Origin of the sequence: Streptomyces sp. NPDC005820 (assembly GCF_040630255.1) — a bacterium.
GTDB lineage: Bacteria > Actinomycetota > Actinomycetes > Streptomycetales > Streptomycetaceae > Streptomyces.
Genome location: NZ_JBEXXE010000002.1, coordinates 300,793 through 323,784 on the forward strand (window position 1 = coordinate 300,793; position 22,992 = coordinate 323,784).

The window sequence follows — 22,992 nt, forward strand, 5'->3', positions numbered from 1 at the left end:
AGAGCTGGCGCGACCGTATGGCGGCCGGGACGCCTCCCTCACGGGCCCGGTATCTACCGCAGTAGCGCAAGAGGACAGCTCTCGGCGCCCCTCGCCCGCACAGTGGGCTCGCGCTACCAGGCGGCAGAAAGGCACGGGCCGTGGCGTCCACGGTCTCCATCGGATACAGCCATCTACTGCGCACGCGCGGCGCATGGACGTTCCTGCTCCCCGGCTTCGCGGCGCGCCAGCCGTTCGCGATGCTCACCATCTCCATCGTGCTCCTCGTGCAGCACACCACCGGCTCCTACGGCGTAGCAGGTGCCGCCGCCGCGGTCACCGGGGTCTCGATGGCCCTGTTCGCGCCGTACGGCGGGCGCCTCGCCGACCGGTACGGACAGCGCGCGGTGCTGGTCCCCGGCGTCCTCGTGCACGGATTGTCGGCCTTGACGCTGACGGCGCTCGCCCTGGCCGACGCACCCCTGTGGGCGCTGTTCGCGGCGGCCGTGCCCACGGGCGCCTCGGTGCCGCAGATCGGGCCCATGGTGCGGGCCCGCTGGGGCGTGAAGCTGAAGGGCTCGCCGCTGATGACCACAGCGGCGGCCTTCGAGTCCGTCACGGACGAGTTGACCTTCGTCGTCGGCCCACTGCTGGCGACGGCCCTCTGCACCACCGTGAACCCGGCCGCCGGGCTGGTCGCCGAGGCTTCGCTGACCCTGGTCGGCGGTCTGCTGTTCGCCGCGCAGAAGAGCACCCAGCCGCAGACCGCCACCGCCGGGCACGCACGCGTGGAGCACGCCTCGGCGCTGCGCATCCCCGGCGTGCGGGTGCTGGTCGTGACCTTCCTGGGCATCGGGTCGGTCTTCGGCGGCATGCAGGTCTCGCTGGCCGCGTTCACCGATTCCATCGGCGAGCCCGGCCTGAACGGTGTCCTGTACGGGACGTTCGCCGCCGGCAACATGCTCTCCGGCCTGGTCTGCGGCGCCATCGCCTGGAAGACCGCCCCGCAGCACCGTCTGGTCGTCGGCTACGCCGCGCTGGCGCTGACGGCCTCCGGCCTGTGGGCCGCGCACTCGGTGCTCCTGCTGGCGGGCCTGGGCCTGCTGGTCGGCATGTGCATCGCGCCCGCGCTGATCACCGGCTACACGCTGGTCGAGGGCCTGGTGCCGGCCCAGGCGCGCACCGAGGCGTTCACCTGGCTGACGGGCGCGGTCGCGCTCGGCCAGGCGGCCGCCGTCACGGTCGCCGGCCAGTTGGAGGACCGTTTCTGGCAAGGCGCCGGATTCCTGGTGCCGCTGGGCGGCACGCTGCTCGCCCTGACCACGCTGCTGGCGCTGCGATCGCGGCTGGTGACGCACCCCCGGGGCCGTACCGTGGCACGTGGCGTCGGTCACCGCGTGCCGCTGACAGTGGACTGATCCTCAGGAATACGTCACTATGGACCGTCGTTAGCACTCATTGAGTGAGAGTGCCAGGAGGAAGACAGTGCCGACCTACCAGTACCAGTGCACCGAGTGCGGCGAGGGCCTCGAGGCGGTGCAGAAGTTCACCGACGACGCCCTGACCGAGTGCCCCAACTGTGGTGGCCGCCTCAAGAAGGTGTTCTCCGCGGTCGGCATCGTCTTCAAGGGCTCCGGTTTCTACCGCAACGACAGCCGCGGCTCCTCGTCGAGCAGCTCGCCGGCCTCGTCGAAGCCGGCGGCCTCGTCGTCGTCCTCCACGGACTCCTCGTCTTCGTCGTCCTCTTCGTCTTCGTCCTCCTCGGACTCGAAGTCGAGCTCCGGCACCTCGGCGGGCACGTCCGCCGCGTAAGGCTTCCTCCTGGGACCCTGCCGTCGTACGACGGCAGGGTCCCAGGTGTTTCCGCGGTCGGGAGCTGACCGTGTTCGATTCCGGCTACTGTGCTGGTCATGGCGAACGCAGAGATCGGTGTCATCGGCGGCTCGGGCTTCTACTCGTTTCTCGACGACGTCACCGAGATCCAGGTGGACACCCCTTACGGGGCGCCCAGCGACTCCCTCTTCCTCGGTGAGATCGCCGGCCGGCGGGTCGCGTTCCTGCCCCGGCACGGACGGGGGCATCACCTGCCGCCCCACCGCATCAACTACCGGGCCAATCTGTGGGCGCTGCGCTCGGTGGGGGCGCGCCAGATCCTGGGCCCGTGCGCCGTGGGCGGGCTGCGCCCCGAGTACGGGCCGGGCACGCTGCTGGTGCCCGATCAGCTGGTCGACCGTACGAAATCCCGGGTGGGGACCTACTTCGACGGGCTGCCGCTGCCCGACGGAACGGTGCCCAACGTGGTGCACGTGTCCCTGGCCGACCCCTACTGCCCCGCCGGGCGGGCGGCCGCGCTGAAGGCGGCGCGCGGGCGGGAGTGGGAGCCGGTGGACGGCGGAACGCTGGTCGTGGTCGAGGGGCCCCGGTTCTCGACGCGTGCCGAGTCGTTGTGGCACCAGGCACAGGGCTGGTCGGTGGTGGGCATGACCGGTCACCCGGAGGCGGCGCTCGCCCGTGAGCTGGAGCTGTGCTACACGTCGTTGACCCTGGTCACCGACCTGGACGCGGGTGCCGAGTCCGGTGAGGGCGTGTCGCACGAGGAGGTGCTGACCGTGTTCGCGGCGAACGTGGACCGGATGCGGGGCGTTCTGTTCGACGCGGTGGCCGCGCTGCCGCCGGCCGAGGAGCGGGACTGCGCGTGCGGGAAGGCGCTGGGCGGGATGGATCCGGGATTCGAGCTGCCGTAGCGGAACTCGTCGTTCGGGTGACGGAGTTTTCCACAACCCGTGGATGATCCACCGGTTCCGGCGGGCGTCGGCGTGAGCGGGCATCGTGGCCTGGCTAGCCGATCCCTCGCCGCAGGTGGTGATCCCGTTGTCCCCGTTCCCCCCTTTCTCCCCCTCTCCTTCCGCCTCCTCCCCTTCCTCTCCCGCCCACCCGGTCCCTCCGCCATACGAGGTGCCGCAGTTCCCTCCCGTACGGGTCAGGGGCGGGTGGTGTCTGCTGCCTCGGCTCGTGCGCAACCGGCAGCGGGCCGTGGCACTGGGCCTCGCCGTGACCGCCGCCGCGCTCGTGGCGGCTGGACCGAAGAGCGATGGCCCGGCTCCGGCGCGCGGACATCCGGACGGCGCCACACCCGCCCGCGCGCACTCCTCATCGGGCGAGCCTGCCCGCAGGCGCCCCGCGGGCGGGCAGGTGAAGGTGACGGCGCCGGTGCGGATCGCCGACGCGGCGACCGTACGGCTGCTACGGCCCGGCGACCGGGTCGACGTCATCGCCGTCCCGTCCGCCGGCCCCACGGCGGCGGACGGGGAGGCCTGGGTGGTGGCGCGCCGGGCACTCGTGACGAAGGTGCCGGAGCCTGCGGACCCGTCCGCGGTCACCGGTGACGGTGACGAAGGAGCGCTGCTCGTGCTGTCGGTGTCCCGCTCCACCGCGACGCGCCTGGCGGGCGCGAGCGGGTCGGCCCGGCTGGCGGTGACCCTGTGGTGAAGAAGAGGTCAAGTCCTTCGTTGGAGCTACCGGATGGGGCAAGCGTGGCTCAGGGTGACGTAGGTTGCGGAGCTGTTCGTTCCACAACTTGTGCCACCACATGTGCCACAAGGCGTCCATACAAGGAGAGTTCCCGCGGTGAGCGAGAAGCAGAAGGATCCGAGCATCTGGCACGGCTTCAAGGCCTTCCTGATGCGAGGGAACGTCGTCGATCTGGCCGTGGCGGTGGTGATCGGCGCGGCCTTCACGAACATCGTGAACTCGGTGGTGAAGGGCGTCATCAACCCGCTGGTCGGCGCGATCGGGACCAAGAGCCTGGACAGCTACAGCTCGTGCCTGGAAGACCCGTGCAAGGTCGCGGCGGACGGGACGGTCACGAGCGGTGTGCCGATCCTGTGGGGCACCGTCCTCGGCGCGACGCTGAACTTCGTGATCACCGCGGCGGTGGTCTACTTCCTGATGGTGCTGCCGATGGCGAAGTACCTGGCCCGGGTGGAGGCCCGCAGGAAGGCGCGCGAGGGCACGCACGAGGTCCTCGAGGTGACCGAGCTGGAGGTGCTGAAGGAGATCCGCGACGTGATGGTGGCCCAGCGGGGTCCGGGGTCCGCCGGGCGGTAGTCGCCGCTTTCCGAAGGCTGTGCGGCGCGGTTCAGACGTTGCGCGGCACTGCTCAGAGGTGGTGGGGCGGCTTCTCGTCCAGGAAGCGCCTGAGGTCGGCCGCGCTGTCGCCGGACGAGGCCGACCGACCGCCCCAGCCGTCGTCGGTGTCGTCCGAGGACTGCTGGTCCAGCGGGTCGTCGAAGAACAGCGCGGCCTTCGGGTCGCGCGGCTCGGGGGCGGCGGCGGGGGTACTCATGCCTCCAGGGTACGTCTCCCCCGACCAGGACTTTTCGGCGTCCATCTGCTGTGCTGTGACCCATGACGTCCAGTACTGCTCGCGATCACGCGAGACCCCTGCGCAGACTCACCGCGCGGGGGCGCGGGGAGGCGCACCGGGTCGCCTCCCCGCTCGAGCTGTTCTTCGACCTGTGTTTCGTGGTTGCCGTCGCCCAGGCGGGCATGCAGTTGGTGCATGCGGTGGCCGAGTCCCACGCCGGGGAGGGCGTCCTCAACTACGCGATGGTGTTCTTCGCCATCTGGTGGGCGTGGATGAACTTCACGTGGTTCGCGTCGGCGTACGACAACGACGACGTGCTGTACCGGGTGGTCACGCTGGTGCAGATCGCCGGGGTGCTGGTGCTGGCGGCGGGCGTCTCGCGGGCGTTCGAGGACCACGAGTTCGTGGCCGTCTGGTTGGGCTACGCGATCATGAGGTTCGCTCTGAGCTGGCAGTGGCTGCGCGTCGCGTGGTCGGCCGAAGGCCCGGAGCGGACGATGGCCCTGAGGTACGCCGGGGGCGTGCTGCTGTGCCAGGTGGGCTGGGTGGGGTTGCTGGTCCTGCCGGAGGGCGGCAGGAGCTGGCTGTTCCTGGTGATGGCGGTGGCCGAGCTGTGCGTGCCGGTGTACGCGGAGAAGGCCCATCCGACGACGTGGCATCCGCATCACATCGCGGAGCGGTACGGGCTGTTCACGATCATCGTGCTGGGCGAGACGATCGCGGCGGCCACGGTCGCCGTGAAGTCGGCCGTCGACGAGAGCGACGCGCTGGGCGAGCTGCTGCCGATCGCGGTGGGTGGTCTGCTGATCGTGTTCGCGGCGTGGTGGATCTACTTCGTGGTGCCCATCCACGGACATCTGCGTTCCAACCAGCAGTCGTTCGTGTGGGGCTACGGTCACTACTTCGTGTTCGCCTCTGCCGCGGCGATCGGTGCGGGCCTGGAGGTGGCGGTGGAGCAGGCGGTCGGCGAGGCGCATCTGTCGACGCTCGCCGCGTCGGCGGCGGTGACTCTGCCCACGGCGCTGTATCTGCTGACGGTCTGGGTGCTGCACGCCCGCCACTTCAAGGTGGGCCTGGCCCAGCAGTTGGTGCTGCCGGGTACGGCGCTGCTGGTGATCTGCTGCACCTTCCTCGGCGACTGGGCGGTCCTCGCGGCCGGCCTGGTGTCGGCGCTGGCGGTGGCGACGGGGACGACGCTGACGGCGCGCGCGGTCGCGCGGGAGGGCACGGTGGGCGCTTCGGGCGCTTCGGGCGCTTCGGGTGGGGCCGGATAGCCGTACCGGGGCGTGGGCTGGGCGAGACTGGCTGCCATGACAGTTGACGCTCTGACGGATGTCGCGGGCGTGCGGGTGGGGCATGCCACCCGGGCCGGCGACGGTTGGCTCACGGGCACCACGGTCGTGCTCGCGCCGGAGGGTGGTGCCGTGGCCGCTGTGGATGTACGCGGCGGCGGTCCCGGCACCAAGGAGACCGACGCCCTCGATCCTCGCAACGTGGTGCAGCGGGTGGACGCGGTCGTGCTGACCGGGGGGAGCGCCTACGGGCTCGACGCGGCGTCCGGGGTGATGGCCTGGCTGGAGGAGCGGGGGCGCGGGGTTCCCGTGGGGCCGGATCCGGCGCATGTGGTGCCGGTGGTGCCCGCCGCTTGTGTCTTCGATCTGGGGCGGGGCGGTGACTTCCGGGCCCGGCCGGGCGCGGCGCTCGGGCGGGCCGCGGTCGAGGCGGCCGCTGCCAGTGCGGCGGGTGCGCCGGTGCCGGAGGGGTGTGTGGGGGCCGGGACGGGTGCGGCGGTCGGGTCGATGAAGGGCGGGGTGGGCAGTGCCAGTGTCGTCCTCGGCTCGGGTATCACGGTGGCGGCGCTGGTGGTGGCCAACGCGGTGGGGTCGGTGACGGATCCGGAGACGGGGGTGCTGTACGGGGAGTTGTTCCAGGGGAGGGTGGGGTATCCGGAGGCGCGTGTGCATGAGGCGGCGCGCCAGCGGCTCGCCGAGAGTGCCGCGCGGAACGCCCCTCCCCCGTTGAACACGACGCTCGCGGTGGTCGCCACCGACGCGGAGCTGACGAAGGCGCAGGCGCAGAAGCTGGCGGGAACGGCGCACGACGGGATCGCGCGCGCGGTGCGTCCGGTGCATCTGCTGCACGACGGCGACACGGTGTTCACCCTGGCCACGGGCGCCCGTCCGCTCGCCCCCGCGCATCCCCTGGCCCTGAACGACGTCCTCGCGGCGGGCGCCGATGTGGTGACGCGCGCGATCGTGCGGGCCGTGCGGGCCGCGGAGTCGGTGGAGGGGCCGGGCGGGGCCTGGCCGTCGTACACGGAGTTGTACGGGGGTTGAGGAGCCGGCGGCGGGCGATTGTCTTGGTTCTGTCACGTCATCGCCTTCATTGGGCCAAGGCGGGAACCTCGGCGGGTGTCGGGGCCCTCCTTTTTCACGTACTGGAGCGGATCACGCACATCACATGAAGCTGGAGCAGCCCGTGACAACGCCGGACATAGCAGCGCGGCGCGTACTGGGGGCCTGTGCCGTCCTGGTGGTCGGCGCACTGACCCTGACCGCCTGTGGGGGAAGCGCCAACGCCAAGAGCGGTGACGACGGCAAGGGCGGTAAGGGGACCTCGTCCAAGACGTCCACCGCGAAGATCGTCATCTCGGCCAAGGACGGCTCGACGGGCGCGTCCATCAACACGACCGGGGTGAAGGTCAGTGACGGGCGGCTGACCGAGGTGAAGATGACGGTGGCCGGGACGGCGCAGGCCGTCGCGGGCACCCTGTCGGCCGACGGCAGCAGCTGGAAGCCGAAGGAGCAGTTGGAGCGCGGGACGAAGTACGAGATATCGGCGACCGCGAAGGACGGGGGCGGCAAGGTCGCCGCCGCCAACTCGATCTTCACCACGGTCAGTTCGGCGAACAGTTTCATCGGGACGTACACGCCGGACAACGGGACGACGGTCGGTGTGGGGATGCCGGTGTCGTTCACGTTCGACAAGGTGATCACCGACAGGAAGGCCGTGCAGTCGCACATCACGGTGACGTCGAGCAGTGGGCAGCAGGTGGTGGGGCACTGGTTCGGGGAGCAGCGGCTCGACTTCCGGCCGGAGGAGTACTGGAAGGCCGGTTCCAAGGTGACGATGAAGATCGACCTGGACGGCATCGAGGGCGCGAACGGCGTCTACGGGGTGCAGAAGAAGACGGTCAGCTTCACGATCGGGCGTTCGCAGGTGTCCACGGTGGACGTGAACACGGAGATGATGACGGTCGTGCGGGACGGGCAGGTCCTGCGGAAGGTGCCGATCTCCTCGGGCAGCCCGCAGCACACGACGTACAACGGCCAGATGGTGATCTCGGAGAAGTTCACGCAGACGCGGATGAACAGTCAGACGGTCGGTCTGGGCGGGGAGTACGACATCCCGGATGTGCCGCATGCGATGCGGTTGACGACGTCGGGGACGTTCATCCACGGCAACTACTGGTACGACAGGGGGAACCCGCCGTTCGGTCGGGTGGGTACGAGCCACGGGTGTGTGGGGCTCGCGGATGTGCAGGGTGCGCAGGGCGACACGACGGCGAAGTGGTTCTACGACAACTCGCTGATCGGGGACGTCGTGATCGTGAAGAACTCCCCGGACAAGACGGTGGCGCCGGACAACGGGCTGAACGGGTGGAACATGTCGTGGGCCGAGTGGACCGCGGGGAGTGCGGGCTGACCGGGGTGATGCGGACGCCGGTGTTCCGGGGCAAGGGGCCTCTCACCGGCGGTTTCTGAGGGGTCGTGGGGCCGCGCGGGAACTTTTCGCGCGGCCCGCGCGTTTTCCCCGACGTAGGTTTCTCGGTTCCCGGACATGATGTCGGACCGAGGGGCTACGGTATGCACCCACAAGGTGACATGCAGCAACGCCGGGAGAAACCTTGAGCGTTCCGTACGAGACTGCAGCGTACGAACCAGCCGAGTCGCCCGAGTCTCCGGAGGAGCATCTCGCGCGACTGCTCGGTCGTGCCCTGAACTCGTTCGAGCTGCCGGACGATGTCCTTCGGCGGCTCGACTGCGCGCTGGCGCACGACAGCTCGCTGCACTCCGCGCATCACAGCGCGGGTCTGCACCGTGAGACCTATCGGCACACCTGGCTGCTGGCCGACGGGTGTGCGCTGACGCTGTGGGAGCTGGTGCACAACACCGCGCCGGGCAGTGAACCGCAGCACGAGGTGTACGTCGACGAGGAGGAGCTGCGGACGGCGACCGCGCGGTTGCCGTTGCCGCCGGACGAGCCGGACTTCGAGCTGCCGGTGCTGGCGCCGTTGGAGCCGGTTTCGGCGCCCCGGCATGTGTATGTTCCGGACGATTCGGCGGACCATGCGCGTCGGCTGCTGCGTCGCGCGGAGAACACCGACCGGCCCGGTGCGGAGACCGCCGAGTTGTTGAGGTCGGCGTTCGCGCACCAGATCACGCAGGCTTTCGGGCGGCCCTGCCGGGCGGGCCGGGTCGGTCTGGGCTTCTCGTTGTACGAGCACGCGTTCCTGTTGCGGGACGGCCGGGAGATCTCCCTGTGGGAGGTGGAGCACACGGCGACGCCCGACGGGCGGCACATGTGCGAGGTGTATCTGTCGGAGGCCGACGCCCGGGAGGCGATGGAGCGCCGGGCGGCGCAGGTCTCCTGACCGTCGGCAGGATGTCCGGCACAGGCCGAGCGGCCGGTCGCCGCCCCGTTTCGTGGGGCTGCGGCCGGCCGCTCGTGCAGGTGCAGGTGGCGTGGGGCCTGTGGGTCAGGCCGCGACCGGCTGCTTCGTCTCCGCCGTGGTGGCGGTCGCGTCGCCCCGGGTCGCCGTGGTGGGGGTGCTGCCGAGGGCCGGCTTGCGCAGGCCCTTGAGGACGACGACCAGGGCCGTGGTGACGCAGACGCCGACCGCGATGGCGATCAGGTAGAGGAACGGGTTGCCGATCAGCGGGACCACGAAGATGCCGCCGTGCGGGGCGCGCAGGGTGGCGCCGAAGGCCATCGACAGGGCGCCGGTGATGGCGCCGCCCACCATCGAGGAGGGGATCACGCGCAGCGGGTCGGCCGCGGCGAACGGGATGGCGCCCTCGGAGATGAAGGAGGCGCCGAGGACCCAGGCGGCCTTGCCGTTCTCGCGCTCGGTCTCGGTGAAGAGCTTGCCGCGCACGGTCGTGGCCAGGGCCATCGCGAGCGGCGGGACCATGCCGGCCGCCATGACCGCGGCCATGATCTTCATCGCGGAGTCGCTGGGGCTGGCGACGGCGATGCCGGCGGTGGCGAAGGTGTAGGCGACCTTGTTGACGGGGCCGCCGAGGTCGAAGCACATCATCAGGCCGAGGAGGGCGCCGAGGAGGACGGCGTTGGTGCCGGTGAGGCCGTTGAGGCCGTCGGTGAGGGCCTTCTGGGCGGAGGCGATGGGCTTGCCGATGACGACGAACATCAGGAATCCGACGATCGCCGAGGAGATCAGCGGGATCACCACGACTGGCATGATGCCGCGCACCGCCGGCGGGATCTTCACCTTCTGGATCGACAGCACCACTCCGCCGGCGATCAGACCGGCCGCGAGGCCGCCGAGGAAGCCCGCGTTGATGGTGACGGAGATCGCGCCGCCGACGAAGCCGGGCACGAGTCCCGGGCGGTCGGCCATGCCGTAGGCGATGTAGCCGGCGAGGACGGGGACCAGGAAGCCGAAGGAGACGACGCCGATCTGGAAGAGCAGTGCGGCCCAGCTGTCGCCCTGGGTCCACACGAAGTGGTCCATGACCGACGGCGCCTTGTTGATCTTGTATCCGCCGATCGCGAAGCCGAGCGCGATGAGCAGACCGCCGGCGGCGACGAACGGGACCATGTACGAGACGCCGGACATCAGCCACTTGCGGAGCTTGGTGCCGTAGCCCTCGGAGGAGTCGCCCGCGCGCTGCACCGGCGTACCGGGCGCGGCGGGGGCCGTGATCTCGCCGCGTTCCGCCTTGCCGCGGACCTCGGTGATCAGTTCGGCGGGGCGGTTGATGCCCGCCTTCACGCCGACGTCGACGGTGGGCTTCCCGGCGAAGCGGTCCTTCTCGCGTACGGGGACGTCGTGGGCGAAGATCACGCCGTCGGCGGCGGCGATGACGGCCGGGTCGAGCCGGGTGAAGCCGGCCGAGCCCTGGGTCTCGACGGTGACCTCGACGCCCGCCTCGCGGCCCGCGTTCTCCAGGGATTCGGCGGCCATGTAGGTGTGGGCGATGCCGGTGGGGCAGGAGGTGACGGCGACGATCCGGAAGGGGCGCGCGGCGGGCTCGGGGGTGGTGGCCGTGTCGGTGTCGGCGGAGGCCGCCGCCGACACCGACACGGAGTCTTCGGAAGTGCCCGAGGAGGCGTTCTCGGCCGGAGTGGCCGGTGCCTCGTCGCCCCGGATCAGGGCGGCCGCGGCCGCCGGGTCGCCGGCCGCCCGCAGTGCGTCGGTGAACTCGGTGTTCATCAGCTGGCGGGCGAGGGACGACAGGATGGTGAGGTGGGCGTCGTCGGCGCCGGCGGGGGCGGCGATCAGGAAGATCAGGTCGGCGGGGCCGTCGGCCGCGCCGAAGTCGATGCCGGTGGCGCTGCGGCCGAAGGCGAGGGTCGGCTCGGTGACGTGCTCGCTGCGGCAGTGCGGGATGCCGATGCCGCCGTCGAGGCCGGTGGGCATCTGGGCCTCGCGGGCGGCCACGTCGGCGAGGAAGCCGTCCAGGTCGGTCACCCGGCCCTGGGTCACCATGCGTGCGGCGAGGGACCGCGCCGCGGCTTCCTTGGTGTCGGCGGACAGGTCGAGGTCGACCAGGTCCGCGGTGATCATGTCGCTCATCGCGGGCTCCTTCGCACGCGTATCGCCCGGGACGTGGGGTGGGCGCGGGTGAGGGTGGGGACGGGAGTGGGGGTGGGGTGGGGAGAGGGGTGGGCGGCGAGTAACAGGAGGGTCGTCATGACGCCGGCTCCTTCAGTTCGCGGTCCACCGGCACCTCGGCCGTGACGGTGACCGCCGACGGGTCGAGGTCGCCCGGGGTCGGCATCACGCTGCCGGGCAGCTGTACGGCCGCCGCGCCGTGGGCGACGGCGGAGGCGAGCGCCGCCGGGCCGCGCCCGCCGGCGATGAGGAAGCCGGCGAGGGAGGAGTCGCCGGCGCCGACATTGCTGCGGACGACGTCGACGCGGGCGCTCGCGAACCAGGTGCCCGCGTCCTCCACGAGGAGCTGTCCGTCGGCGCCGAGGCTGGCGAGGACGGTACGGGCGCCCATGGCGCGCAGTTCCTCGGCCGCCTTGACGGCGTCGCCCACCGTGGCGAGGGGGCGGCCGACGGCCTCGGCGAGTTCTTCGGCGTTCGGCTTGACCACGTCGGGCCGCTCGCGGAGCGCTTCGAGGAGGGCGCGCCCGGAGGTGTCGAGGGCGATCCATGCGCCGCCGGCGTGCGCCCGGGCGACGACCTCGGCGTACCAGGAGGGGTCGAGGCCGCGGGGCAGGCTGCCGCAGCAGGCGATCCAGTCGGCTTCGCGCGACTGTTCGCGGACGGTCTCCAGGAGCAGTTCCTGTTCGTCGGGGGAGAGCTCGGGGCCCGGCGCGTTGATCTTGGTGAGGACGCCGTCGGATTCGGCGAGTGCGATGTTGGAGCGGGTGGCTCCGGCGACCGGGACGGGGGCGACCTCGATGCCCTGCGCGTCGAGGAGGTCGGCGACGAGTGCGCCGGGCGCGCCGCCGAGGGGCAGGACGGCGATCGTGCGCCGGCCGGCGGCGGCGACCGCGCGGGAGACGTTGACGCCCTTGCCGCCGGGGTCCATGCGCTCGCCGGTGGCGCGGATGACCTCGCCGCGGTCGAGGGAGGGCACCTCGTAGGTGCGGTCGAGGGAGGGGTTGGGGGTGACCGTGAGGATCACGCCGCCGGGGCTCGTGGGGGTGCCGCTCATGCTCGTACCACTTCCGTGCCGCCGCGCTCGATGGCGGCCGTGTCGTCGTCGCTCAGCCCGCTGTCGGTGATGAGCAGGTCCACGTCGCTCAGGTCGCCGAAGCGGGCGAAGTGCTCCTGGCCGTGCTTGGCGGAGTCGGCGAGCAGGACGACCCGGCGCGCCGCGGCGACGGCCGCCCGCTTGACCGCGGCCTCGGCGAGGTCGGGGGTGGTCAGGCCGTGCTCGGCGGAGAAACCGTTGGCCGCCACAAAAAGTACATCGGCTCGGATTTCGGCGTAGGCACGGAGCGCCCAGGCGTCCACGGCGGCGCGCGTACGGTGTCGTACGCGCCCCCCGACGAGGTGGAGCTGCATACCGGGGTGGTCCGCGAGGCGGGCCGCGATGGGCAGGCTGTGGGTGACGACGGTGAGCTCGGCCTCCAGCGGGAGCGCGGCCGCGAGGCGGGCGACCGTCGTACCGGCGTCGAGGATCATCGTGCCCTCGGAGGGCAGTTCCGTCAGGGCCGCCTTGGCGATGCGGTCCTTCTCGTCGGTGGAGGTGCCCTCGCGTTCGGCGAGGTCCGGTTCGAAGTCGAGGCGTCCGACCGGTATGGCGCCGCCGTGGACCCGGCGCACCAGGCCGGCGCGGTCGAGGGCCTTCAGATCGCGGCGGACGGTCTCCGCGGTGACCTGGAACTCCTCGGCCAGCGACAGGACGTCCACCCGGCCGCCCTCACGGGCGAGCCGCAGGATCTCCTGCTGCCGCTCCGGTGCGTACATGTCCGCTCGCTTCCGATCGCTTCCGATTCATGCCCGAACTTGTGGTTTCGCTGCGAGGCTACGCCCGGATTTCCGGAAAGTAAACAGGTTCGGGCTCGATTCGGACATGAACGGACTTCTGGATCAACAGTGGACCGACTAGGCCGGGTCCTGTCCTACTTCTGCTGCATGCTCAGGGGCATGACCACGGACACTCCGGCACGGCTGCTGCAGTTGCTCTCCCTTCTCCAGACGCCCCGTGAATGGCCCGGCGGCGAACTGTCCCAGCGGCTCGGGGTGTCCCGGCGCACCGTGCGGCGGGACATCGACCGGCTGCGTGAGCTGGGGTATCCGGTGCAGGCCAGCAAGGGCGCGGACGGCGGGTACCGGCTGGTCGCGGGCAAGGCGATGCCGCCGCTGGTGCTGGACGACGAGGAGGCCGTGGCGATCGCGGTCGGGCTGCGGGCGGGCGCCGGGCACGCGGTGGAGGGCGTGGACGAGGCGTCCGTACGGGCCCTGGCCAAGCTGGAGCAGGTGCTGCCCGCCCGGCTGCGCCGTCGCGTCGCCACGCTCCAGGCCGCGACGATGCCGCTGACCAGCGGGGACGGGGCGAGCATCGCGCCGGAGACGCTGACCGTGATGGCGTCCACCGTCGCCGGGCACGAGCGGCTGCGGTTCGCCTACCGGGCGAAGGACGGCACCGAGTCGCGGCGGCTGACCGAGCCGTACCGGCTGGTGTCGACGGGGCGGCGCTGGTACCTCGTGGCGTACGACGTCGACCGGGCGGACTGGCGGACGTTCCGGGTGGACCGGGTGAGCGAGCCGTTCGCGACCGGGGCGCGGTTCACGCCCCGGGAACTGCCGACGGGGGACGCGGCGGAGTATCTGCGGCGGTCGCTGCAGTGGCAGGCGCACGAGTACGAGTTCGACGTCACGTTCGAGGAACCGCCGGAGGCCCTCGCGGCGCGGCTGCCCGCGTGGATGGGCCGGCCGGTGACGGACGGGGCGGGCGGGAGCCGGCTGCGGGGGTCGACCGGTGATCCGGTGGAGTGGCTGGCGGTGCGGCTGGCGATGCTGGGGTGCGAGTTCTCGGTGCGGGAGCCTGGGGAACTGGTGGAGTGCGTACGGGGTTTGGGGGCGCGGTTGGGGCGGGCGGGGGGTGCGGAGGGCGCGGGGGCGCAGGCCGGTGGGGATACGCCCCCGGCGTGACGGCGCACACCGGCACGAACACACCCCAAGGGCGCGACGTGTGCCGGGTCAGGTGCGCTCCGGCTCCCAGGCGAACTCCCGCAGGGCCTGCAGATTGCGCAGTGCCAGGGCTGCCGGGCCGTCCGGGGCGGTGGCGGGGGTGTCGGTCGCGGCCCAGCTCTGTACGGCGACGCGGACCGCGGCGCTCGCGACGGCGGCACCGAAACGCAGGTGCGGCGTGACGCCGGAGTTCGCGAAGCCACCGTCGACGGCACCGACGTGCCCGGCACCGACGTTCTCGACACCGCCGTTTTCGACACCGCCGTGCCCGGCATCATCGTTCTCGACGCCCCCGTTCCCGACACCACCGCTCCCGACGCCTCCGTTCCCGGCACCACCGGGCCCGACGCCCCCGTTCCCGGCACCCCCGCTCCCGGCAAGCCGTGTCGCGAGGACCTGGGCCAGTGACTCCTCCGAGGTCTGGCAGACCTCTGCCCAGACCTTCCCGAGGGCGGGGACGGCCCCGGCCAGGCGGATCAGGGTGCGGACCCGTTCCCAGGAGGCGGTCGAGACGCCCCGGCCCGGGACGAGGGTGTGGTGGACGGCGTGGGCCAGGGCGTCGGGGAGCGGGAGGTCGGGCGGGGCCTCGCGGACCGCGTCCACCCAGCGCTGGGCGCCCGCCGCGTAGAGGGGGGCGACGGCCTCTTCCTTCGTGGCGAAGTAGCGGTAGAACGTGCGCGGGGCGATGCCGGCTGCCTGGGCGATGTCCTCGGCGCGGGTGGCTCTGAGGCCGCGGGCGACGAAGAGATCCGCCGCGGCCTTGGCGATCTCCATCCGGGTCGCCGCCTTGCGCCGCTCGGTCAGGGAGGCCGAGGCGGGGGTGGAGCTGCTCACACTCGGCAGGCTATGCCCATGTGGCACAATCTGCCATCCGGGCGGGCCACCCCGTGGTTCAGGTACGGGGTGACCCGCCCACCTCGGCTGCCGTGGCAGCCGGGCGGACGTACGGCAGTCGGACGGGTGTACGAGGGCGAGCCGGGCCCCGACGCCCGGGGGAAGGCGCCGAGGCCCGGCTCGGGGAAAGTCCCGGCGCCGGGGGGATGGTGCGTCGGGACGTGGCTCTTGGAGGGCGGGACGGGGTCCGGGTTCTCGAACTCCCTTGCCCTGAAGTCTTGTTCCCCCGTCCTCGGCGTTGAAGCGGCGTTGTATCGCCATGTTTGCGCGGGCTTGCGCCACCCGGCGCACGCGGGCGGAACCGGCGTGCCCCGGGTGTGCCGGGGAGGGGGTCGGCCGAGGCCGTCGGGCTCTAGGCCGCGGCCTCGAACCCGGTGTCGCGGGCCAGCTTCTTCAGTTCCAGCAGGGCGTGCTTCTCGATCTGGCGGATGCGTTCGCGCGTCAGTCCGTGCTCCTTGCCGACCTCGGTGAGGGTGCGCTCCCGGCCGTCCTCGATGCCGTACCGCATCTTGATGATGGAGGCGGTGCGCGGGTCGAGGCGGTCGATCAGGCCGTCGAGTTCCTCGCTGCGCAGCAGCGTGAGGACCGACTGCTCGGGCGACACCGCCGAGGTGTCCTCCAGGAGGTCGCCGAACTGGGTCTCGCCCTCGTCGTCCACCGACATGTTCAGGGACACCGGGTCGCGGGCCCAGTCCAGGACGTCGGTGACGCGCTCCGGGGTGGAGCCGAGTTCCGTGGCGATCTCCTGGGGCTCCGGGTCGCGGCCGTGCTCCCGGTTGAACTCGCGCTGGACGCGGCGGATCCGGCCGAGCTCCTCCACGAGGTGGACGGGCAGGCGGATCGTGCGCGACTGGTCGGCGATCGAGCGGGTGATGGCCTGGCGGATCCACCAGGTGGCGTACGTCGAGAACTTGAAGCCCTTGCGGTAGTCGAACTTCTCGACCGCGCGGACCAGGCCGGCGTTGCCCTCCTGGATCAGGTCGAGAAGGGGCAGACCGCTGCGCGGGTAGCGGCGGGCGACGGCGACGACCAGGCGGAGGTTGGAGCGGATGAAGACGTCCTTGGCGCGCTCGCTCTCGGCGACCAGGGCCTCCAGTTCCGCACGGGTGGCTTCCGCCCGGGACTCCTCGTACCCGTCGAGGACCTGTTGCGCGAACACACCCGCCTCGATGATCTGGGACAGCTCGACTTCCTTGGCGGCGTCGAGCAGCGGTGTGCGCGCGATCTCGTCGAGATACATGCCGACCAGGTCGCGGTCGGCGATCTCGCCGCCATGGGCGCGAACACTGCTTGCCGCGCCGGTCCGGCCACTGGCGGACTGACGACGGGCGACGGCACGGGTTGCCATGCGTGCTCCCTTGCGATGGTGGGGTCAGCGGGTGGTCCTTGGACACCGGGCACTCGGTCAGTGGTCCCGGGACTCGCTTCGGGACTCTGCTCGTGTGCCCTGCATCCGATGGAAACAACGACTGGAATCAGGACAGAATTCCCAACGCGCACCCCGGATTTTCTGATCATGCAGTACCCTGTCCGGCCATTGGCGGGCCACACGGGGAGAAGCGATGGCGTCCGAGCACGCGGAGGTGCAGGTCAGGCCGGGAGTCGAGGGGGACCTCGCAGCCCTCACCGACCTCTACAACCACTACGTTCGTGAGACGGCCATCACATTCGATACCGCGGTCTTCACTCCGGAAGAGCGCCGCCCTTGGCTGCTCTCCCACCCTGAAGACGGCCCGTACCGGCTGAAGGTTGCCGTGGACGCGGACTCACAGGAGATTCTCGGGTACGCCACATCCAGCCCTTACAGGCCGAAGGCCGCCTACGTGACCTCGGTGGAGGCGACCGTCTACGTGGCCCCGCACGCCGGGCGCCGCGGCGTCGGCACCCTGCTGTACAAGGCGCTCTTCGAGGCGCTCGCCGGGGAGGATCTGCACCGGGCGTACGCGGGGATCGCGCAGCCGAACGAAGCGTCCGCGCGGCTGCACGAACGCTTCGGTTTCCGGTACGTCGGCACCTACCGGGAGGTGGGCCGCAAGTTCGGCCGCTACTGGGACGTGGCCTGGTACGAGAAGGAACTCCAGGGCTCCCAGCCGCCCTGGCCGAACCAGCCGAACCAGCCGAACCAGCCGAACCAGCCGAACCAGCCGAACCAGCCGAACCAGCCGAACTAGCCGAACTGCACCGACCGCTTCGCCAGCCCCATCCAGAACCCGTCGATCACCGACCTCTGCGCGTCCAGCTCGCCGGAGACCTCGGCGGCGCCCATGGCCACGAAGAGCGGGGCGAAGTGCTCGGTGCGGGGGTGGGCGTAGCGGCCGGCCGGGGCCTTGTGGAGGAAGTCGAGCAGGGAGTCCCAGTCGCGGGCCTCCATGGCGCGCCGGCCCCAGTCGTCGAACTCCACCGACCAGGAGGGGATGCCGCCCTGCCGCAGGGCGGCGAGGTTGTGGGTGAAGAAGCCGGAACCGACGATCAGGACGCCCTCGTCGCGCAGGGGGGCGAGTTTGCGGCCGATCTCCATGAGCCTGACGGGGTCCAGGGTCGGCATCGACACCTGGAGCACGGGGATGTCGGCGGCCGGGAACATCTCGACGAGCGGGACGTACGCGCCGTGGTCGAGGCCGCGGTCGGGGATGTCCTGGACGGGGATCCCGGGGGCTCGCAGCAGCTTGCGCACGCTCTCGGCGAGCTCCGGCGCGCCGGGTGCGTCGTACTTCACCTGGTAGTAATGCTCGGGGAAGCCCCAGAAGTCGTAGACGAGGGGCACCGGGTCGACGGCACCGAGGGCGAGGGGGGCCTCTTCCCAGTGTGCGGAGATCATCAGGATCGCCTTGGGGCGGGGAAGGCCGGCGGACCAGGCGGCGAGTTCGCCCGGCCAGATCGGATCGTCCGCGAGCGGCGGCGCGCCATGACTGAGGTACAGGGCGGGCATGCGTTCCTGAGTGGCGGCGGACATGGCGGCGACTCCCTCCGGTTCCCGGGCGGCTCCCTCCGGAACCGTTGCTTGAAATCTAAAACGTCAACATCCAACAGCATATTCCTGATTGGTTTAAATTTCAAGGAGCGTACGCTTACAGTGGAACACATGAAGACCGCATCCACCTCCGCTGAAGAGCCCCGATGGCTCACCGACGAAGAGCAGATCGTCTGGCGTTCCTATGTCCACGCGAGCATGCTCCTCGAGGACCACATGGACCGGCAGCTCCAGCGGGACGCGGGGATGCCCCACATCTACTACGGCCTTCTGGTCAAACTCGCCGAGTCGCCCCAGCTCCGGCTGCGGATGACCGAACTCGCCATGCACGCGAAGATCACCCGCTCACGGCTCTCGCACGCCATCGCCCGGCTGGAGAAGAGCGGCTGGGTGCGGCGTGAGGACTGCGCCTCCGACAAGCGCGGGCAGTTCGCGGTGCTGACGGAGGAGGGGGTGGACGTGCTGCGGCGGGCGGCGCCGGGGCATGTCATCGCCGTGCGCAACGCGGTGTTCGACCGGCTCAGCACGGAGCAGCAGAAAGCCCTCGGCGAGATCATGCAGATCATCGCCGAGGGCCTTCAGCCGGATGAGGCGGGGGCCGATCTTCCCTGGCTGCGCTAGTCGTTCGGGTCGGCGCCACCGTGGCTGGTCGCGCCCACGCGGCGGAGCCGCATATCGGTACAGTCCCGCGCCCCTGGAGGGCGCGTCAGTGAGCGACCACCGGGATCTGGAGCGCCTCCTCCTCGTCCGTCGCGCCCTCGCCCGTCGCCGGGCCCAGCTCCGGCTTGCCGGCGGTGATGAGGGTCAGGGCGATCGCGGCGGCGGCGACCAGGATGCCCACGGCGAACCAGATGGCGCTGGTGTAGCCGTGCACCATGCCCTCCAGCTGGACCAGCTGCTGCTGGGGCTTCGAGGCGGCGCCCGCGATGTGGTCCTTGATATACGACGTCGTCGCGGACGCGGCGATCGTGTTCAGCAGGGCGGTGCCGATCGCGCCGCCCACCTGCTGCGAGGTGTTGACCATCGCGGAGGCGACACCGGCGTCGCGCGGCTCGATGCCGTACGTGGCCAGGGACATCGCCGGCATGAACGCCGTGCCCATGCCGAGGCCGAGCAGCAGCATCGCCGGCAGCAGGACGGCCGCGTACGAGGAGCCGATCTCCAGGCGGGTCAGCAGCAGCATGCCGAGCGCGGCGACCAGGAAGCCGGGGCCCATCAGCAGGCGCGGTGCGACCCGGGTCATCAGGCGGGTGCCGATCTGGGTGGAGCCGGTGATCATGCCCGCGATCATCGGCAGGAACGCGAAGCCGGTCTTGACCGGGGAGTAGCCCTTGACGACCTGCAGGTAGTAGGTCAGGAACAGGAACAGGCCGAACATCGCGATGATCGCGAGACCGAGGGAGAGGTAGACACCGCCGCGGTTGCGCTCGGTGATCACGCGCAGCGGCAGCAGCGGGGCCTTGACCTTCGCCTCGACGATCACGAAGGCGAGCAGCAGCACGCCGGAGGCGACGAACATGCCGACGGTCAGGGAGTCGCTCCAGCCGTCGGACTCGGCGCGGGTGAAGCCGTAGACCAGGGAGACCAGGCCCAGGGTGGACAGGATCACGCCCGGGATGTCGAGGGAGGAGCGGTTACGGCCGCCCTCGGGCTCACGGATGACGAAGTACGCGCCGGCCGCGGCGACGATCGCGAACGGGATGTTGACGAAGAACGTCCAGCGCCAGTCCAGGTACTCGGTGAGGAACCCGCCGAGGATCAGACCGACCGCGCCACCGCCGCCGGCGATCGCGCCGTAGATGCCGAAGGCCTTGGCGCGCTCCTTGGCGTCGGTGAACATGACGGCGAGCAGGGAGAGCGCGGCGGGCGCGAGGAGTGCGCCGAAGGCGCCCTGAAGCGCGCGGGCGCCGAACATCATCGCCTCGTTGGTGGCGGCGCCGCCCAGCGCGGAGGCCGCGGCGAAGCCGCCGAGACCGGTGACGAAGGCGCGCTTGCGGCCCCACAGGTCGGCGATACGGCCGCCGAAGAGCAGCAGACCGCCGAAGGCGAGGGCGTAGGCGGTGACGATCCACTGCCGGTTGCCGTCGGAGATGCCGAGATCCTGCTGGGCGGAGGGCATCGCGATGTTCACGATGGTGGCGTCGAGCACGACCATCAGCTGGGCTATGGCGATGAAGGCCAGGGCTTTCCAGCGGTTGGCGTCCGGGACACCGGGAGCCTTGACGGCTGTTTCGGACATGGGGGTACCCACCTCGGGACTTCGTGACGGAAAAAGAACGTGAAAGGGCGCGGAAAGAGAAGCGGAGAGAGAAAGAGCTCTAAGAGGTGTTCTGGGTGGTCAGGCCTGGCGCAGGTCCTCCATGGTCACGGCGGTGCCCGGCAGGACGGAGGGGGCCGGGGCCCGCAGTCCGTCCAGGAGCAGTTGGAGGTGGCGGTGGACGAACCGGTCGCTGTAACTGCATCCGGTGCCGGCCGGGGGGCGGCTGAGCTGGGCGACGGCGACCATGACGTCACCGACGCCGACGTCGTGCCGTAGCTGCCCGGCCGCCTTGGCGCGGTCCATGACCTCCTCGATGATCCGCTCGACGCGCAGTCGGGCGGCTTCCAGGTCGGGGTGGTGCTGGTCGAAGGTGCTGGAGACCATCGGGCACAGTGCGCTGACCCGCTCGTCGGCGGAGGCGTGCACGAAGCGCTCCAGTGCCGCGAAGGCGTCCCCGGTCTCGGCGAGGGCGGCCTGGCCGGCCAGAACCGTGCGGTCCAGGACGGAGCAGACGACCTCGCGGACCAGGGCGTCGCGGTCGGGGAAGTTGCGGTACACCGTGGCGTTGCCGACGCCGGCCCGGCGGGCGATGTCGTCGAGCGGCACATCCGGGCCGAGCTCGGTGAACATCTCGCGGGCGGCGGTGACGATGCGCTCCCGGTTGCGCAGGGCATCGGCCCGGGGCCGGGGCGCCTTGCGCACGGCGGGCTGCGGCGACGTCACGGTCTGCACGGCGTACTCCTCGAAGCTGGGAGCGGGGCGATCCGGGGAAGCTGTCCCCGTTTCGCTCGGACACCTGACTAAACGGGGAAGGGGTCCCCGGTTATTTCCCGCGTCCGGAAGTTTTCTCATGTGACCTGGGTCACATGCACACGATCGGTCGTTCTCAGCGCGCGAGGGCCTCCACGGCAGCACAGGGTGAGCGAAAGGGTGCAGCCGGTGACCGGGTGGCTGCCCGGAGCGAAAGGCCCCCGCCGCAATGCAGCCGCAGCCCGTGCGCACCGCGCCGGAACCCCTCCGCCGTCGGATACGCCCGCGCCGCGTCGCCGCTCTCGCCTGCGTGACCGCGCTGACCTTCGCGGTCAGCACCTCGGCCGGCAGCGGCCGCCTCGACCCCGGCCTCGCGCTCGGGCCGACCAGGGCCGGGGCGGGCCCGGTCTCGCTGGGCCGTACCGCCACCCTCGCCCCCTGCATGATCAGGAGCGGCTCGTCCGTCCAGATGTCCGAGGGTCTGCCGACGCCCGGCGGCTACGCCCGCTCCACCGGCACCGTCCGCGCCCTCACCCTGATGGTCGACTTCTCCGACGCGCCGGGCCGGGGCACCGCGCTCGACCGCTACCACGAGTTCTTCCCGCAGACCGAGAAGTGGTTCCGCACCGCGTCCTACGGCCGCCTCGACTACCGCTCCGAGACGCCGATCCGGCACTGGCTGCGGATGCCGAAGACGTTCCGGGCGTACGGCATAGAGCGCGGCGCGCCCTTCGACCCCGGCTACCGCCGTCTCGTCCAGGACATCGTGGCCGCCGCCGACCCGAGCGTGGACTTCCGCTCGTACGACCTGCTGAACGTGCTGGTCACCCCGAACGCGGGCCCCTCCGCGCTGGACACCGTGCTGTCGGTGACGTTCGCCGGGAACACCGAGGCGCCGGTCGCCGACGGGGTGACCGTCGCCAACGCGTCCTTCGTCTACTCCCGCCAGGACGACGGCTCCGGCTCCTACGGCCGCACCGGCTACCGCGTCCTGCCGCACGAGAACGGGCATGTCTTCGGGCTGCCCGACCTCTACACCCAGGACGGCGGGGGCGCGGTCGGGCACTGGGACATCATGAGCGAGGACTGGGGGGCCAACAACGACCTGCTCGCCTGGCACAAGTGGAAGCTGGGCTGGCTGGACGCGAGCCAGGTCGCCTGCTCGGCGGTGCGCGGGTCGGCGGAGTACCGGCTGACGCCGCTGTGGCGGACCGGGGGCCCGAAGCTGGTGTTCGTGCCCGTCGACGGGCGCACCGGTTACGCCGTCGAGCTGCGCACCCGAGGCGGCAACGACGAGACGGTGTGCCGGCCGGGGGTGCTGGTCTACAAGGTGGACGCGGGCGTCGACACCGGCATGGGGCCGGTGACGGTCTACGACTCCGCCGAGGACAGCGGCGGCTGCACCCGCAGCCCGAACGTCCACGCGGAACTCTCCGACGCGCCCTACGCCCCCGGCGAGTCCTTCACCGACCCCGAACGGGGCATCCGCATCTCGGTGACGGGCGCGGACCTCAAGGGGGAGTACCGGGTGCGGGTGACGCGGGGGTGAGGGCGGCGCCGGTACGTGAGCGCGGCGCAGGTAAGGACCGGGGGCGGGGCGCTGGGCGGTTGGGACGGGGCGTGGGGCGGCGGGTGCGGGGCGTCCGGCAGGCGGGACGAGGCCGTGACGCCGACCGGTCCGGGACGTCCGGCGGGCGGGGACGGGGCCATGAGGCCGACAGGTGCGGGACGTCCGGCGGGCGGGGACGGGGCCATGAGGCCGACAGGTGCGAGACATCCGGCGGGCGGGGACGGGGCCATGAGGCCGACAGGTGCGAGACATCCGGCGGGCGGGGACGGGGCCATGAGGCCGACAGGTGCGAGACATCCGGCGG

At 71.3% G+C, this 22,992-nt stretch carries 21 protein-coding genes and 1 pseudogene; 13 read left to right on the forward strand and 9 right to left on the reverse strand.

Translation table 11 applies throughout. The annotated features are described in order from the left end of the window. The first annotated feature begins 140 nt into the window (after window positions 1–140). The 5 genes from ABZ464_RS03695 to mscL all read left to right on the forward strand — a co-directional run bounded on the left by ABZ464_RS03695 (window position 141) and on the right by mscL (window position 4,086). Window positions 141–1,397, forward strand: coding sequence for an MFS transporter (locus ABZ464_RS03695; RefSeq protein WP_359270365.1), 1,257 nt, complete (start codon window positions 141–143; stop codon window positions 1,395–1,397). A gap of 67 nt (window positions 1,398–1,464) precedes the next feature. Next, a complete protein-coding gene (locus tag ABZ464_RS03700; protein WP_359270368.1) occupies window positions 1,465–1,791 on the forward strand; it encodes an FmdB family zinc ribbon protein in 327 nt (108 codons plus the stop codon). A 98-nt stretch (window positions 1,792–1,889) separates the two neighbouring features. Next, on the forward strand, window positions 1,890–2,723 hold the full coding sequence (locus tag ABZ464_RS03705; RefSeq protein ID WP_359270371.1) for an S-methyl-5'-thioadenosine phosphorylase: 834 nt from the start codon (window positions 1,890–1,892) through the stop codon (window positions 2,721–2,723). 211 nt (window positions 2,724–2,934) lie between these two features. After that, window positions 2,935–3,468, forward strand: coding sequence for an RcpC/CpaB family pilus assembly protein (locus ABZ464_RS03710; protein ID WP_359270374.1), 534 nt, complete (start codon window positions 2,935–2,937; stop codon window positions 3,466–3,468). 138 nt (window positions 3,469–3,606) lie between these two features. Further along, the gene (mscL, locus tag ABZ464_RS03715) at window positions 3,607–4,086 is read left to right on the forward strand and encodes a large conductance mechanosensitive channel protein MscL (protein ID WP_359270377.1); all 480 of its coding nucleotides are present in this window, start codon (window positions 3,607–3,609) and stop codon (window positions 4,084–4,086) included. Window positions 4,087–4,138: 52 nt separating this feature from the next. On the opposite strand, the gene ABZ464_RS03720 is transcribed toward mscL, so the two are convergent. Beyond that, entirely contained in the window at window positions 4,139–4,324 is a 186-nt protein-coding gene (locus ABZ464_RS03720) for a hypothetical protein (RefSeq protein ID WP_359270380.1), read from the reverse strand. 62 nt (window positions 4,325–4,386) lie between these two features. Here ABZ464_RS03720 and ABZ464_RS03725 point away from each other — a divergent pair, with 62 nt between their 5' ends. The 4 genes from ABZ464_RS03725 to ABZ464_RS03740 all read left to right on the forward strand — a co-directional run bounded on the left by ABZ464_RS03725 (window position 4,387) and on the right by ABZ464_RS03740 (window position 8,999). Next, entirely contained in the window at window positions 4,387–5,619 is a 1,233-nt protein-coding gene (locus tag ABZ464_RS03725) for a low temperature requirement protein A (RefSeq protein ID WP_359270383.1), read from the forward strand. Window positions 5,620–5,655: 36 nt separating this feature from the next. After that, window positions 5,656–6,681, forward strand: coding sequence for a P1 family peptidase (locus ABZ464_RS03730; RefSeq protein ID WP_359270386.1), 1,026 nt, complete (start codon window positions 5,656–5,658; stop codon window positions 6,679–6,681). 142 nt (window positions 6,682–6,823) lie between these two features. Further along, the gene (locus tag ABZ464_RS03735; protein ID WP_359270389.1) at window positions 6,824–8,050 is read left to right on the forward strand and encodes an Ig-like domain-containing protein; all 1,227 of its coding nucleotides are present in this window, start codon (window positions 6,824–6,826) and stop codon (window positions 8,048–8,050) included. A gap of 202 nt (window positions 8,051–8,252) precedes the next feature. After that, window positions 8,253–8,999: a DUF6227 family protein gene (locus tag ABZ464_RS03740; protein ID WP_359270392.1), complete on the forward strand. Its 747-nt coding sequence runs from the start codon at window positions 8,253–8,255 to the stop codon at window positions 8,997–8,999. Between the two features lie 105 nt (window positions 9,000–9,104). On the opposite strand, the gene ABZ464_RS03745 is transcribed toward ABZ464_RS03740, so the two are convergent. From ABZ464_RS03745 to ABZ464_RS03755, 3 genes are all read right to left on the reverse strand, one after another. Continuing rightward, window positions 9,105–11,165 carry a fructose-specific PTS transporter subunit EIIC gene (locus ABZ464_RS03745; RefSeq protein WP_359270393.1) on the reverse strand — a complete coding sequence of 687 codons (2,061 nt, stop codon included), beginning with the start codon at window positions 11,163–11,165 and terminating at the stop codon, window positions 9,105–9,107. Window positions 11,166–11,280: 115 nt separating this feature from the next. Further along, a complete protein-coding gene (pfkB, locus tag ABZ464_RS03750) occupies window positions 11,281–12,228 on the reverse strand; it encodes a 1-phosphofructokinase (protein ID WP_359270673.1) in 948 nt (315 codons plus the stop codon). Between the two features lie 26 nt (window positions 12,229–12,254). Continuing rightward, entirely contained in the window at window positions 12,255–13,016 is a 762-nt protein-coding gene (locus tag ABZ464_RS03755; protein WP_359270396.1) for a DeoR/GlpR family DNA-binding transcription regulator, read from the reverse strand. 180 nt (window positions 13,017–13,196) lie between these two features. Between ABZ464_RS03755 and ABZ464_RS03760 the strand changes: the two genes are divergently transcribed. Further along, on the forward strand, window positions 13,197–14,204 hold the full coding sequence (locus ABZ464_RS03760; protein ID WP_359270398.1) for a YafY family protein: 1,008 nt from the start codon (window positions 13,197–13,199) through the stop codon (window positions 14,202–14,204). 48 nt (window positions 14,205–14,252) lie between these two features. Here the strand turns inward: ABZ464_RS03760 and ABZ464_RS03765 are convergent, their stop codons facing one another. Further along, window positions 14,253–15,017 (reverse strand): TetR family transcriptional regulator, encoded by a 765-nt coding sequence (locus ABZ464_RS03765; RefSeq protein ID WP_359270676.1) that lies wholly within the window; start codon window positions 15,015–15,017, stop codon window positions 14,253–14,255. Window positions 15,018–15,489: 472 nt separating this feature from the next. Beyond that, the gene (locus tag ABZ464_RS03770) at window positions 15,490–16,485 is read right to left on the reverse strand and encodes a sigma-70 family RNA polymerase sigma factor (RefSeq protein ID WP_359270400.1); all 996 of its coding nucleotides are present in this window, start codon (window positions 16,483–16,485) and stop codon (window positions 15,490–15,492) included. A gap of 214 nt (window positions 16,486–16,699) precedes the next feature. Between ABZ464_RS03770 and ABZ464_RS03775 the strand changes: the two are divergent. Then, window positions 16,700–17,215, forward strand: a pseudogene (locus tag ABZ464_RS03775) (N-acetyltransferase family protein); the annotation flags it as partial. Window positions 17,216–17,304: 89 nt separating this feature from the next. Here the strand turns inward: ABZ464_RS03775 and ABZ464_RS03780 are convergent. After that, the gene (locus ABZ464_RS03780) at window positions 17,305–18,090 is read right to left on the reverse strand and encodes a class III extradiol ring-cleavage dioxygenase (protein WP_359270402.1); all 786 of its coding nucleotides are present in this window, start codon (window positions 18,088–18,090) and stop codon (window positions 17,305–17,307) included. A gap of 129 nt (window positions 18,091–18,219) precedes the next feature. On the opposite strand from ABZ464_RS03780, the gene ABZ464_RS03785 reads away from it, so the two are divergent. After that, complete coding sequence (locus ABZ464_RS03785) at window positions 18,220–18,729, forward strand: MarR family transcriptional regulator (RefSeq protein ID WP_359270405.1); 510 nt, start codon at window positions 18,220–18,222, stop codon at window positions 18,727–18,729. An 85-nt stretch (window positions 18,730–18,814) separates the two neighbouring features. On the opposite strand, the gene ABZ464_RS03790 is transcribed toward ABZ464_RS03785, so the two are convergent. Together ABZ464_RS03790 and ABZ464_RS03795 are read right to left on the reverse strand one after the other, a co-directional pair. After that, window positions 18,815–20,347: an MFS transporter gene (locus ABZ464_RS03790; RefSeq protein ID WP_359270408.1), complete on the reverse strand. Its 1,533-nt coding sequence runs from the start codon at window positions 20,345–20,347 to the stop codon at window positions 18,815–18,817. A 99-nt stretch (window positions 20,348–20,446) separates the two neighbouring features. Next, complete coding sequence (locus ABZ464_RS03795) at window positions 20,447–21,100, reverse strand: TetR/AcrR family transcriptional regulator (protein WP_359270411.1); 654 nt, start codon at window positions 21,098–21,100, stop codon at window positions 20,447–20,449. A 247-nt stretch (window positions 21,101–21,347) separates the two neighbouring features. On the opposite strand from ABZ464_RS03795, the gene ABZ464_RS03800 reads away from it, so the two are divergent. After that, complete coding sequence (locus ABZ464_RS03800) at window positions 21,348–22,667, forward strand: M6 family metalloprotease domain-containing protein (protein WP_359270414.1); 1,320 nt, start codon at window positions 21,348–21,350, stop codon at window positions 22,665–22,667. Window positions 22,668–22,992: the final 325 nt, after the last annotated feature.

Bases quoted from the DNA above. Each gene is read 5' to 3' on its own strand.
- ABZ464_RS03770 (WP_359270400.1), bottom strand. From the start codon at position 16,485: ATGGCAACCCGTGCCGTCGCCCGTCGTCAGTCCGCCAGTGGCCGGACC.
- ABZ464_RS03720 (WP_359270380.1), bottom strand. From the start codon at position 4,324: ATGAGTACCCCCGCCGCCGCCCCCGAGCCGCGCGACCCGAAGGCCGCG.
- ABZ464_RS03760 (WP_359270398.1), top strand. From the start codon at position 13,197: ATGACCACGGACACTCCGGCACGGCTGCTGCAGTTGCTCTCCCTTCTC.
- ABZ464_RS03730 (WP_359270386.1), top strand. From the start codon at position 5,656: ATGACAGTTGACGCTCTGACGGATGTCGCGGGCGTGCGGGTGGGGCAT.
- ABZ464_RS03790 (WP_359270408.1), bottom strand. From the start codon at position 20,347: ATGTCCGAAACAGCCGTCAAGGCTCCCGGTGTCCCGGACGCCAACCGC.
- ABZ464_RS03725 (WP_359270383.1), top strand. From the start codon at position 4,387: ATGACGTCCAGTACTGCTCGCGATCACGCGAGACCCCTGCGCAGACTC.
- ABZ464_RS03765 (WP_359270676.1), bottom strand. From the start codon at position 15,017: ATGGAGATCGCCAAGGCCGCGGCGGATCTCTTCGTCGCCCGCGGCCTC.
- ABZ464_RS03785 (WP_359270405.1), top strand. From the start codon at position 18,220: ATGAAGACCGCATCCACCTCCGCTGAAGAGCCCCGATGGCTCACCGAC.
- ABZ464_RS03745 (WP_359270393.1), bottom strand. From the start codon at position 11,165: ATGAGCGACATGATCACCGCGGACCTGGTCGACCTCGACCTGTCCGCC.
- ABZ464_RS03780 (WP_359270402.1), bottom strand. From the start codon at position 18,090: ATGTCCGCCGCCACTCAGGAACGCATGCCCGCCCTGTACCTCAGTCAT.
- ABZ464_RS03800 (WP_359270414.1), top strand. From the start codon at position 21,348: ATGCAGCCGCAGCCCGTGCGCACCGCGCCGGAACCCCTCCGCCGTCGG.
- ABZ464_RS03705 (WP_359270371.1), top strand. From the start codon at position 1,890: ATGGCGAACGCAGAGATCGGTGTCATCGGCGGCTCGGGCTTCTACTCG.
- ABZ464_RS03755 (WP_359270396.1), bottom strand. From the start codon at position 13,016: ATGTACGCACCGGAGCGGCAGCAGGAGATCCTGCGGCTCGCCCGTGAG.